Genomic DNA, 12,458 nt, shown 5'->3' on the forward strand with positions numbered 1-12,458 from the left:
AATTGGTAGATAGAAAGTCCCCATCATTGGAACAGCACCTGATAAAGGAAGCAAGAAAAGGAGATCCTAAGTCTCTGGAAATGCTTTATAAGCATTTTTATGGCTATGCCATGAGCATTGCGTTGCGTTATTCCAATGGAAGGGATGAGGCTTGCGAAATTGTCAATGACAGTTTCATGAAAGTATTTGACAAACTGCCTCAATATAGTGAAACCAACTCTTTTAAAGGATGGTTTAGGAGAATCCTGGTGAATACTTCTATTGACTATTACAGGAAAAATGTCAAACATTTTTCTGCTATGGACATAGAAAAGGTAGACACCCAGAGTTATGAACCTGAAATTATCAGCCAGCTAACAAAAGAAGATATACTCACCTTATTGCGATCACTCCCGGAAATGCTGAGAATTGTCTTCAACATGTACGAAATAGAAGGTTATTCCCATAATGAAATTGCGGAAAAATGTGGCATACCTGCCAGCACTTCCAGGACCTATTTGGCGCGTGCCAAGCAGAAGTTAAGAGATAAGGTGACTGAGTTAAATAAAATAAGAAATGAAGGAGCAGTTCGATAAAAAACTGACAGATAAGATCAAAGCCTCCTTTGAAAGCCATCAGGAGGAATACGATCCCAAAGAATGGGAGAAGTTGTCTGTTGCCTATTTTGGAAAACCCAAAGGAGCGGCCTTCCCTTCTTGGGCATATTGGGCTGCGTCTTTGGCCGCATTGCTCTTGGTCACATCCGTCCTGGTGTTCAATTCATTGGATACTTCCCAGGACAGTCATGTTACTACAGAACAGATAAAAACCGAAGAAGAAACTCTTGAAGACAACATTGTAAACCAACAGAAATCAATATCTGATTCTTTATTAGAAGAAAAGAGTATTGCATCTTCAGAAAAACCAACAAGAGAACTTCCTCGCGCCAGATCTATCCAGAAAACTACTTCCGAAAAAACCCGAGATCAATCTCCAGAAAAGAATAGCCAAGAGACTGCCCTTAGTGACCAAACTACTATTTCAAAGTCAGAGATACAGCCTGAAAAGGAAAAAATAGCTGAAGCTGAAAGCAAAGACTCAATCTCTCCCTCTTACTCAAATCAAAGCTCCAAAGCTGAGGAAGAGGTAAAGGCTCAAGAGAAAATAAATAAATGGCTGGCAGATGCGGAAGAAAAAGCACCAAAGAAAGATGAAGCCAAATCCGAGCCTTTAAAATTAGGTGTATTTGTAACTCCCCAATCTACTAGCAGCTCAACTCAGGCAGTGAACTTAGGAGCTGGAGTTATTACCGAGCTGCCCGTCTCGAACAAATTTAAAATCGATTTGGGAATTGCTTATGCACGTCAAAACCTGTCTCCAGGTGTAGCAGAATACTCCAACGTAATGGTTGCGCAATCACTTTCATACTCAGACAGGTCCGCCATGATGTCCAGCAACTTTATTACTACCTCTAATGAATTGAGTTTTGGACAATTGGAAATCCCCTTCAACTTGAAGTACAAGGTATTGGAAAACAAAAAATCAGATTTATACCTTATTTCTGGCGTATCCAACATGCTTTACCTCAATCAAAGAAATACTGTAACCTATAATGCTGTCAATTTCGCTAATTCAGGATTGGTTGGTGCACAGACTGAACTGAGAACCATCTCACAGACATTCACTCCAGATTCCCAAAGCCTTTCCAACAATACCAGCATTGGGCAATTACTGAATCTTAGCGTAGGATATGAACAATCTCTTAGCAACGGAACGTTTATTTCTGTGGAGCCCTTTTACAAGCTCTCAATTGGAAATCAGACATTCATTAACCAACAATTCTCAATCGGGGGTATTAATCTTAGAATGAATTTCCAACTAAAGGATAAAAAATAAAGTAATGAAGAAGTTTAGTCTATGGGTATTAATAGGATTTCTGTTGGCATGTTCTCCCGACTCGGATGAACTTCCTAATGAAAATATCGAAAGAGATGACAGAAAGTTACAGGAGTATTTTTCCCTAAATAGTGTAAGTCCAAATCAGACCAGTTTAGGAATCTTTTATGAAAAACTGGAATCCAATGATCTTGGCAACCAAATCAGTAACGGTGACATACTGGGGATATATTATGAAATCAGGACATTGGAAGGCAGGGTAATCGACAGTTATCTGGACGAAAACAGACCTCCCAGACTCTACATTCACGAAGACGGAGGAACTATTCCCCGCGCGATCAATTTTGCATCACCTTTTGCAAAAGAAGGTGAAACATTACTAGTCTACGCTCCTTCATATTTAGGATATAAAGATTACAGCTTCCAGCAATTGATACGACCGGATGAAAACCTAAGAATACAAATCAAGTTCAGCAAAATATTCAATGAACTGGAAATCATTGAAATGGAAGAAAATAGCATCAATGATCACATACAGTCCAACAACCTCCAAGGATATGAACAATCCGATTCAGGACTTTTTATAAGGAAAATCAATGAAGGAGATGAAACAAGTCCTAAAGGAGAAGAAGGCAGAATGATATTGATTACTTATAGCATCACACACCTTAACGAGACCCAGCCTGTTGCGCAGGTCACCTCTCAGGCAAATGCTTTTCAGGTGACTTTGGGAAGTGAACAAAACGTTCCTTTCCTGGAAGAGGCTTTTGCTGGACTATCAAAAGGTGCTGAAATCAGTATCATTGCACCCTCCCACTTAGCTTTTGGAGCGACCACACAGGTTTTTCCATTTTCCATTAGGAGAAACCTGGTAGAAAAAGGAAGGCTAAACCAGTCTGTACGCCCATTTGAACCAATTATTTTCAATGCAAAAGTTGTCGAAGTGCGTTGATGGAATAATTATACAATTTTGGTTTCTACTTTACTTTTGGCCAATTTTGGGAAATATAAACCCAAATAAATTATGAGTTACCTTTTTGAGAGTTTCATAGGCTGGAAATCCTATTGTGAGGAGAAAAATATGGCTCTGTACGAGTCAGTGATTGAATATGAAGTAACACAAAAAGGAAAATCCGAATCCGACATTTGGAAAAATCTGGATAAAGCCTACCAAGTAATGAAAGAGGCAGTCGAAACAGGTCTTAAAGATGACATGTCCTCTAGAAGCGGTATGATCAATAATGGAGCTAAAAAAGTATATAATCATTCCCAGGCAGTTCTTTCTCCGGAATTTCAAAAACTGATCTCAAGGGCTTTGGCAGCTAAAGAAGTAAACTCATGCATGGGCAGGGTGGTAGCTGCCCCTACTGCCGGCGCCTCGGGGATACTGCCAGGAACATTATACACTCTTCAGGAAATTCATCAACTTTCTGACCAAAAGATTTTTGAAGGCCTACTGGTTGGTGCAGGAATAGCTCTGATCATTGAGCAAAAGGCAAGTTTGGCAGGAGCAGTGGGAGGGTGTCAGGCAGAGACAGGTTCAGCCGCTGCTATGGCCTCAGGAGCGATTGTTTTTTGCTTAGGAGGTTCTGTTGACCAGATTTTCAATGCTGTTGCTATCACTATACAATGTATGCTAGGATTAGTTTGTGACCCTGTTGCTGGCTTGGTTGAAGTGCCCTGTGTAGTGCGAAATGCAAGTGCCGCAGCAATTGCCTACAGCTCCGCTCAGATTTCTCTTGCTGGAGTTGGTGCTGTCATACCTGTGGATGAATGCGTCGAGGCCATGGGTGAGATCGGCGCCAACATGGAAACAAAATATAAAGAAACCGCGCTAGGGGGTTTGGCTGCAACTTTGACAGGCCAGGAAATTTCAAAAAGAGTCCTGATACAGGATATCGAAATCCTACCGGACGAAGAGCTACCCGAGTAGCTTTTGGAAAACGGTAAATGACAAAATCCAGTCAATAGAAAGTCCCATCAAAAATGCCCAGACCAATCCGCTTATTAACATTGAAAACAGAATTTTCTCCTTTTTAACGTTGAAAGCCACCATAATAATGGTCCCGCCTATAGGGGTCAGAAAAAGAGGTGTGCAAACTGCAATTCCAATTATTCCAAACTTTTGCCAAAGCTGTACAATTCTTCTCTTCCTCTTGGTAAATCTCTTTTTCTTTACGGTCAATGTCCAATGAGACTTAAACCAATTTCCCAAATAGGTAACGAATACAACTGAGGTCATCATTCCACCAACTGTCACCAAAACTATCTCAAAGATGCCATATCCTGCAGCAGCACCAAGCACAGGACCTGCAATAAATTTGAATAGACATGCGAAAAAAATCGCTGAAAACTTCAAAAAATATTCAATCATAATAAGAAGAAAATATATGCCACATAAAGAATCACCAATACGCCACCTTCTACCCTACTGATAATATTACGCGTTCTCAGAATAGGGAACAGTAATAAAGTAAATCCAATCATCCAGAGAAAATCAAACTTTAAAAATGAATCACTGACTCCAATAGGACTGATCATAGAAGTTATTCCTATAATTGCCAGCACATTCATGATATTGCTTCCCAAAATATTCCCTATAGCGATATCCGTCTTTTTCTTCCATGCAGCAATGATAGAAGTGACGAGTTCAGGCAAACTCGTTCCAATAGCAATTACCGTAACCCCAATCACTCTTTGACTGATGCCGAATTTCTCTGAAATTTTGACTGCACTATCCACAAACATATCAGAACCAAAATACAAACCGGCAATGCCTAAAATCAACAATCCAATCGCCTTAATTATAAACTTGCGCTTCTTAGACTCTTCTTTAGTCCCTTCAGCTTCAATTCTTTCTATTTTCTTGAAAAAATAAAAATTAAGACCTATCAGAAATACAAAAAGAACCAGGCCTTCTACCCTGGAAAGTATACCATTGAATGCCAAAAAATAAAATACCAATGAGGTCAATAAAGTAAAAAAATAATCCAGTTTTAGGACTGATTTATGAATGACAATCGGATACATGACTGCGCTAATACCAAGAACTAGTGAAATATTGGAAATATTGCTTCCAATCACATTCCCAAGGGCAATATCACTACTTCCTTTTAAAGCTGCATTGATACTCACCAAAAGCTCAGGGGCAGAAGTTCCAAAAGCGACTATGGTCAAACCAATCAAGCCAGGACTAAGACCCATAGAAGACGCAATATCGGAAGCTCCGTCTACCAAAAGTTTTCCCCCCAGCAACAAAATAATTAAGCCCAATACTAGAAGGACATATTCCATTTAACTACAGTTTTGGGCCAAAAGCAAGATCTCCGGCATCTCCCAGACCGGGTACTATGTATGATTTATTATTGAGTTCTCTATCAATAGCGCCAACCCAGATTTTCAGGGGAACTTCAATATGTTTTGAAATATATTCCAATCCTTCGGGGGCTGCGATTACACCTGCAATATGTACCACTTTGGGGGTCCCTATCTTAAGCAAATTAGAGACTGTTTTTACTATTGACTTTCCGGTCGCCAGCATCGGATCAATTAATATAACTTCTCTATCTGTAACATCCGGTGTGGCCTGATAAGAAAAATCAATTTCTATTTTATCCCCATTTTCTTGCCTAAATGCGCCGACAAACCCACAGTCAGCTTTATCAAAAACATTTAAAAAACCTTGAAAAAAAGGCATAGAAGCCCTCAATACACAAATTAATAGTGGCTGTTCATCCAAAAATTTTCCTTTTGTTCTTTCAATAGGAGTCTGAATATCCATTTCGGAAAAAGACAGCTCCTTAGATATTTCATAAGATAGGATTTCCCCGATCCTTTGAAGATTCAACCTAAACTTGGCTCTATCTCCTTGGATTGTGACATCTCTTAATTCGCTCAAATACTGATGCGCTATATTATTATTGTCAGCTAATACAAACATACTCTTCCGTCTTTTGAGAACTACTTTGGTAATTTTCCCATCTTCTTAAATAAAGGTAAAGGTAGGGAAAGGACACAAAAAAAGCCTAACCAAAATGGCTAGGCTTTCATATATTTTAATTTTCTTAATTATTTCACTTCGAAGCTAGTTCTTCTAGCAAGTTGTCTTGCTTCAGCAGATCTCTTATCTACACTGGTATCTTCACCGAAACCTTTGTAAGAAAGTCTTCCACTATCGATCCCAGCTGCGATCAATAGATCGTAAACTGACTTAGCTCTTCTTTCGGACAGCTTCATGTTGTAGTCTTCAGGACCAATTTCGTCAGCATAACCTTTGATTTCAAGATTAACACCTGGATTTCTCTTCAAGAAATTTGCTACATAGTTCACAGAAGAGGAAGAATAACCAAGTGGCTTAGAGCTGTCGAATGCGAAATAAACATTCACATAACCATCATTGATTGCTTGCTTGAAGAAATCAACTTCTTCAACTTCTTCAACTGGACATCCGTCATTAGAAGCAGGTCCAGGTACGAAAGGACACTTATCTAAGTGATCAGGTATACCGTCACCATCAGAATCCAAGGTTCTTCCGTGAGAATCTACTCTTGCACCTGCAGGCGTATTAGGTTCCTTATCAAGATAATCAGGAACTCCGTCACCATCAGAATCCTTTAACATGTCCTTAATTTCACCAACTTGTTGAGCCAGTTCTTCTTTAGTTGCATACTTATCCGCAGCAATGTACCAGTCAGCATGCTGACTCTTGCTTCCAAGATAGATATTCAAGCCGATAGTACCAGTCCACCAAGTACCATTGGCTCCAAAGAAACCATTGTTAGTCGCAGCAGGCACATTAGGATTGGTAGCTGTACCAGGCATTGTGCTAGGTAGGATCCAAGAGTCTCCGTCAAAAGTGACGGTTTGACGACCATTTAATATGGTACTGATATCCCCTACTAAGGCAACTCTTTCAGACAATTTTACTTGGCCAGTTAAACCAGCAATAATATTGTAAACATTATCATTAAAATCGTTGATAGCATTTTCCTGAGGTCTCACTTGTCCTATACCACCGCCAAGGTGTCCAAGTAAGCTGACTCTTCTTGAAAATGTCTCCCAATTCATAATTCTACCCAGATTGGCTACACCTTGAAGGTTGATTCTGTGATAGTTTGTAGAAAAGGACGGACTGTTGCCGCTTGCCTCACTGAATGAGCCGAAACCAAAATCTAGTTTCGCACCAAATTTCTCATTGAACATATATCTCACCCCAAGGTCAGCATGTCCAATATTCAAGGTTGGAGACAAGAAACCTGGAGTTAACGGAGCCATTGGTTTATTGAATCCACCACCAAATTCGACAGACCATCTGTTGTAGTCGTCATCTTGGGCGTTGACTCCGAAAGCCAAAGCACCAGCCATGATTGTTGATAGTAGTAATTTTTTCATAATAAAAAGTTCTTTTTCAAATTTTGAGTGTTTAATTGATTTGACTGCAAATTTATAAACTTTTAACTTATCACAAATGTATATTAATATTTTAAAACTTTAAACTTTCTGAAAAATCTTTTCCATTTTCCAGCTTGAATACTATAAATTTAAACACCGCATAAATTATGCCATTAATCAATGTTTTAAGTGATCTTTTAGAAATCCAGAGCACGTCAGGCGATGAGTCTTCAATGCGGGAATTCCTGCTCAATTACATCAACCAACGAAAGGATAGTTGGAATGTTTGCCCTGAAATCCACTTTGGCACACAACTACATGACTGTCTGCTACTTAAATTTGGAAACCCGCGGGGAGCTGTCTTTGCACACATGGACACTATAGGCTTTATGAGCAGGTACCAAAACCAACTTATTCCAATAGGTGGGCCAGAGGTTGAAAACGGGACATACTTGATAGGAGAAGATAAGTTTGGCCCAATACGTTGTAGGGTCTTTGAGGAAGATGGGAATTTATTCCACGATTTCGGCAGAAAAATCACTCCCGGCACTCGTTTGTCCTTTGAACAAAATGTTAAAATCAGTGAAAATTTTATTCAGGCGGCTTATCTGGATAACCGGTTAGGTATCTATAATGCTTTGAATTTGTGTGAAAACCTGGAAGATGGATGGGTTGTCTTTTCTACTTTTGAAGAGCATGGAGGAGGCAGTGTACCTGCTATTTTAGAATTCATCCAAAAGACCTCCCCCATTCACTTTGCCCTGATTTCTGATATTACATGGATCACAGACGGAGTTCTGCATGATGAAGGTGTGGTTGTTTCAATTAGGGACAAGCATATTCCCCGCAAAAAATTTCTGGATAAAATAATTGACCTGGCAGCCGAGAGCAACATACCTTACCAGCTTGAAATAGAAAGCTCTGGTAGCAGCGATGGTAGGGAGGTACAGTTCTCCCCATACTTTATAGATTGGTGTTTTATTGGGGCACCTGAAGACAATGTGCATAGTCCAAAAGAGAAAGTTTCACTCTCGGATTTGGATGCAATGTTGAAAATGTACGTCTATCTGATGGCCCGTCTATAAGTATTAGCAGATTTTAGGCGGTCACAGAAATCATTTTTTATATATTTGTACTTGCTCCCTTGAGGAGCTTTTTTATTTGGAAATGATAGAGATCAAAAACAAAAAGTTTATTCCGTTTCTCGACTCCGCTAATTTAAAAGACAAAATCGAGGAAATGGGCAGAAAAATCTCACAGGATTTTGAAGGTAAAACTCCGGTACTAGTCGGTGTACTAAATGGAGCTTTCATGTTTCTTTCTGATCTGTGTAAAGAAATTTCTATCCCAATGGAGGTGTGTTTTGTCAAAATATCTTCCTATCAAGGTCAACATTCCACTGGCAAAGTCAGGGAACTTATCGGCCTTGATGTCGATATAGAAGGAAGGGAAATAATTATAGTAGAAGATATTGTGGATACAGGGCTCAGTATGTCACACTTACTTAAAATGCTGAAAGAGAAAAATCCTTCCGGAATAGCTATCGCCACTTTATTACACAAACCAGAAGCCTTGCAAAAAGACATAAAAATGGATTATATTGGATTTAACATCCCCAATAAATTTGTAGTCGGGTACGGTTTGGACTATGATGGAGTCGGAAGGAATATCCGGGAAATTTATCAATTAAATACAGACTAAATCAAAAACGTATAAAATGCTGAACATCGTTTTATTTGGCCCTCCTGGAGCAGGAAAGGGAACTCAAAGTGAAAAGATCATTCAAAAATACAATTTAACCCATTTATCCACCGGAGATCTTTTTAGAAAACATCTTGGAGAAGGGACAGAATTAGGTCTTCTGGCTAGAAAATACATGGATGAGGGAAGGCTGGTTCCTGACGAAGTAGTTATAGGAATGGTGGGAGAAAAGATCCGATCCACTTCAGAGACCAGTGGATTTATTTTTGATGGTTTCCCAAGGACCGTGGCGCAAGCCCAAGCTTTGGACCACCTCATGGAACAACACAGCATGAGTATCTCTGGTATGATTGCGCTTGAAGTCGATGAAGATATCCTCAAAGAAAGGATAAGGGAAAGAGGGAAAACCTCAGGAAGAGTCGATGATCAGGATGAAAACAAAATCAAAACCAGAATTGAAGTTTACCTAAAAGAAACGCTTCCAGTAGCCGAGTACTATAAAGCGCAGGGAAAACTCAAAAAAATCAACGGAGTAGGAACGATTGACGGGATCTTCTCTGATATCTCGGAAGTTATCGACAAGTACTAGTCGAAGAATTTCCCTACCTTTGCAGAAAATTATTTTTGGCTAAGCAGTAAAGCTTAGCCATTTTTATTAGAAAACTTAAAAGTAGTGGCAGATTCCAACTTTATCGATTACGTTAAATTCTGTTCCCGTTCAGGAGCAGGAGGTGCAGGTTCCGTCCATTTCAGGAGAGAAAAGCACGTACCAAAAGGCGGCCCGGATGGAGGAGATGGCGGTCGTGGAGGTCATATTATTTTGAGAGGAAATGCCCAACACTGGACACTATTGCACCTGAAATATAAAAAGCATGTCATCGCCGAAGATGGAAAAGGTGGAGAAGGAGGAAGAAGAAAAGGCAGAGATGGCGCGGACATCATTCTGGAAGTGCCTCTTGGCACTGTAGCAAAAGATGCTGAAACCAAAGAAACCCGCTTCGAGATCACAGAAGACGGCCAAGAAGTCATTCTTACTTCAGGTGGAAGAGGCGGTTTGGGAAATGACCATTTCAAGACATCCACCAATCAGGCTCCCCATTATGCACAGCCCGGAGAGCCCGGCATAGAAGAATGGATCATTTTAGAACTTAAGCTTCTGGCAGACGTGGGGCTGGTCGGTTTCCCAAATGCAGGAAAATCAACATTACTTTCAAGTATCTCTGCCGCAAAGCCCGAGATTGGTGATTACCCTTTTACTACCCTAGTGCCAAATCTAGGAGTGATTCCTTACAGGGATGACAGGTCATTTGTAATGGCTGACATTCCTGGTATTATCGAAGGGGCTTCCGAAGGAAAAGGTCTTGGATTAAGATTTTTGAGACATATAGAACGTAATTCTATACTTCTATTCCTCATACCAGCAGATGCGGATAGCATCTCAGATCAATACAAGATCCTCCTCAAAGAACTTAAAAAATACAACCCTGAGTTATTGGATAAAAAAAGGCTGCTAGCCATTTCTAAAGCCGACATGCTTGACGACGAGCTTATGGAGCAGATGAAGTCGGACATTCCCAAAGAATTGCCCACAATTTTCATCTCTTCAGTATCCCAGTACAACCTGGACAAACTTAAAGATATGCTTTGGCAGGCAATTACTGCCGAGTAAATGTCAGTTTGTCAGTAATATGGGTATGGCAAATAAATTGATAAAATTGGATTGAAGATAAAAATATCGAATAAGATGCAGGAAAAAGAAACGATCAAAGAGGAGCAGTTAACTGCAAATGAGAACGAAACCAAGCAAGAAGAGGGATCAGAAAATTCAGAAAACAACCAATCCGATGTAGATGGGAATCAGAGTGAAATTTCCCTTGAAGAAAAACTACAACAGGAAGTGCAGGAACTGAAAGATAAATACCTCAGGCTATACTCTGAGTTCGACAATTATAGAAGGAGGACTTCAAAGGAGAAACTTGATCTAATCAAAACGGCTTCTGAAGACCTTGTCAAAGAAATCCTGCCGGTAATAGACGATTTTGAAAGAGCTTTCAAAGCCAGTGAGCAGGAAGAAGACACCCAAAAAGTAAGAGAGGGAAATCAGCTCGTTTTCCAAAAACTTCTGAAAGTTCTGGAATCCAAAGGAGTGAAGTCAATGGATGACCTGATTGGAAATACATTTGATCCAGAGACTCAAGAAGCCATTACTCAGATCCCTGCTCCTAGCGAGGACTTGAAGGGTAAGGTAATAGATGTGGTGGAAAAAGGCTATACCCTTGGCGATAAAGTGGTAAGGTATGCCAAAGTAGTAACAGGAGCATAATCAACAGTCATGGCAAAAAGAGATTATTACGAAATATTAGGAATAACCAAAAGTGCAAGTCCTGAGGAAATTAAAAAAGCCTACAGAAAACTTGCCATCAAGTACCACCCTGATAAAAATCCGGACAATCCTGAAGCAGAAGATAAATTCAAAGAAGCTGCTGAAGCATACGAAGTACTGAGCAATCCGGATAAAAAGCAAAGGTACGACCAGTTTGGTCATCAAGGCCTCGGAGGCAATGGTGGATACGGTGGTGGCGGTATGAATATGGACGACATATTCTCGCAGTTTGGTGATATTTTTGGAGGAAGCGGCTTTGAGTCTTTCTTTGGAGGGGGACGTGGAGGCAGAAGAACTAAAAAAGGCACCAACCTCCGTGTCAAGCTTAAGCTGAACTTAAAGGAAATCGCTAACGGTGTAGAGAAAAAAATCAAAGTCAAAAGACAGGTTCTCGCTGATGGCGTAACGTTCAAAACCTGTAGTACCTGTCAGGGTAGCGGACAGGTTAAAAAAGTCGTCAACACCATGTTGGGCCAGATGGTATCTGCCAGCACTTGCCCGAGCTGTGGAGGAAACGGTCAGATTGTAGATAAAAAGCCCGCAGAAGCCGATCCCAGGGGGCTTATCATCAAAGAAGAAGTTATATCCATCAACATCCCCGGCGGCGTTGCTGACGGCATGCAACTGAGTATGTCAGGTAAAGGAAATGAAACCGCTGGAGGTATTCCTGGAGACTTACTGATTGTAATTGAGGAAATTGAGGATGACACCTTGCAAAGAGATGGCAACAATGTGGTTTTCGACCTTTATGTCAGCTTCATCGATGCCGCCCTCGGAGCATCATTGGAGGTCCCTACCATAGATGGTAAAGTCAAAATCAAACTGGAACCCGGAACACAAAGTGGAAAGATCCTTAGGCTGAAGGGCAAAGGAATCAAAGACATCAACGGATACCACAGAGGAGATCAGTTGATACATGTAAACGTATGGACTCCAAAGCAGCTTAATAAAGAAGAAAAAGCCGCACTGGAAAACCTAAGAAACTCTGAGAATTTCAGACCAGACCCTGGCACCTCAGAAAAAAGCTTCTTCGACAAAATGAAAGAATTCTTCTAATTGAACCAAGCCGGATAAAAATCCGGCTTTTTTTTTACCTTTAGGAACCTTT

Annotated in this window: 14 protein-coding genes; 10 read left to right on the plus strand and 4 right to left on the minus strand. The window is 40.3% G+C overall.

From position 1 onward, the window contains the following. Positions 1-26: 26 nt before the first annotated feature. The 4 genes from EGN73_RS13225 (at position 27) to sdaAA (ending at position 3,808) form a co-directional block, all read left to right on the plus strand. Positions 27-575 (plus strand): RNA polymerase sigma factor, encoded by a 549-nt coding sequence (locus EGN73_RS13225; protein WP_219291359.1) that lies wholly within the window; start codon positions 27-29, stop codon positions 573-575. Next, positions 556-1,875 (plus strand): cell envelope integrity TolA family protein, encoded by a 1,320-nt coding sequence (locus tag EGN73_RS13230; RefSeq protein ID WP_219290621.1) that lies wholly within the window; start codon positions 556-558, stop codon positions 1,873-1,875. Before EGN73_RS13225 ends, EGN73_RS13230 begins: the two co-directional genes overlap by 20 nt. 4 nt (positions 1,876-1,879) lie before the next feature. After that, positions 1,880-2,827: an FKBP-type peptidyl-prolyl cis-trans isomerase gene (locus EGN73_RS13235; RefSeq protein ID WP_219290623.1), complete on the plus strand. Its 948-nt coding sequence runs from the start codon at positions 1,880-1,882 to the stop codon at positions 2,825-2,827. Positions 2,828-2,899: 72 nt separating this feature from the next. After that, on the plus strand, positions 2,900-3,808 hold the full coding sequence (gene sdaAA, locus EGN73_RS13240; protein WP_219290626.1) for an L-serine ammonia-lyase, iron-sulfur-dependent, subunit alpha: 909 nt from the start codon (positions 2,900-2,902) through the stop codon (positions 3,806-3,808). Here the strand turns inward: sdaAA and EGN73_RS13245 are convergent. The 4 genes from EGN73_RS13245 to EGN73_RS13260 all read right to left on the minus strand — a co-directional run bounded on the left by EGN73_RS13245 (position 3,797) and on the right by EGN73_RS13260 (position 7,266). Then, on the minus strand, positions 3,797-4,249 hold the full coding sequence (locus tag EGN73_RS13245) for a hypothetical protein (protein WP_219290629.1): 453 nt from the start codon (positions 4,247-4,249) through the stop codon (positions 3,797-3,799). The genes sdaAA and EGN73_RS13245 overlap by 12 nt on opposite strands. Further along, positions 4,246-5,169, minus strand: a complete 924-nt coding sequence (locus EGN73_RS13250; protein WP_219290631.1) for a calcium/sodium antiporter — start codon at positions 5,167-5,169, stop codon at positions 4,246-4,248. Before EGN73_RS13250 ends, EGN73_RS13245 begins: the two co-directional genes overlap by 4 nt. A 4-nt stretch (positions 5,170-5,173) precedes the next feature. Next, a complete protein-coding gene (gene upp, locus EGN73_RS13255; protein WP_219290633.1) occupies positions 5,174-5,815 on the minus strand; it encodes a uracil phosphoribosyltransferase in 642 nt (213 codons plus the stop codon). 128 nt (positions 5,816-5,943) lie between these two features. Continuing rightward, entirely contained in the window at positions 5,944-7,266 is a 1,323-nt protein-coding gene (locus EGN73_RS13260; RefSeq protein WP_219290635.1) for an OmpA family protein, read from the minus strand. Between the two features lie 167 nt (positions 7,267-7,433). Here EGN73_RS13260 and EGN73_RS13265 point away from each other — a divergent pair, with 167 nt between their 5' ends. From EGN73_RS13265 to dnaJ, 6 genes are all read left to right on the plus strand, one after another. Then, on the plus strand, positions 7,434-8,351 hold the full coding sequence (locus EGN73_RS13265) for a zinc-binding metallopeptidase family protein (RefSeq protein ID WP_219290637.1): 918 nt from the start codon (positions 7,434-7,436) through the stop codon (positions 8,349-8,351). A gap of 82 nt (positions 8,352-8,433) precedes the next feature. After that, positions 8,434-8,967 (plus strand): hypoxanthine phosphoribosyltransferase, encoded by a 534-nt coding sequence (gene hpt, locus EGN73_RS13270; protein ID WP_219290639.1) that lies wholly within the window; start codon positions 8,434-8,436, stop codon positions 8,965-8,967. Between the two features lie 16 nt (positions 8,968-8,983). Next, the gene (locus EGN73_RS13275) at positions 8,984-9,556 is read left to right on the plus strand and encodes an adenylate kinase (RefSeq protein WP_219290641.1); all 573 of its coding nucleotides are present in this window, start codon (positions 8,984-8,986) and stop codon (positions 9,554-9,556) included. An 84-nt stretch (positions 9,557-9,640) separates the two neighbouring features. Beyond that, positions 9,641-10,636 (plus strand): GTPase ObgE, encoded by a 996-nt coding sequence (gene obgE, locus EGN73_RS13280; RefSeq protein WP_219290643.1) that lies wholly within the window; start codon positions 9,641-9,643, stop codon positions 10,634-10,636. Between the two features lie 75 nt (positions 10,637-10,711). Then, positions 10,712-11,290 carry a nucleotide exchange factor GrpE gene (locus tag EGN73_RS13285; protein ID WP_219290645.1) on the plus strand — a complete coding sequence of 193 codons (579 nt, stop codon included), beginning with the start codon at positions 10,712-10,714 and terminating at the stop codon, positions 11,288-11,290. A gap of 9 nt (positions 11,291-11,299) precedes the next feature. After that, positions 11,300-12,406, plus strand: coding sequence for a molecular chaperone DnaJ (dnaJ, locus tag EGN73_RS13290; protein ID WP_219290648.1), 1,107 nt, complete (start codon positions 11,300-11,302; stop codon positions 12,404-12,406). Positions 12,407-12,458 lie beyond the last annotated feature (52 nt).

It is taken from the genome of Arthrospiribacter ruber (assembly GCF_019343195.1).
In the GTDB taxonomy this organism is placed as follows: Bacteria; Bacteroidota; Bacteroidia; order Cytophagales; family Cyclobacteriaceae; genus Arthrospiribacter; species Arthrospiribacter ruber.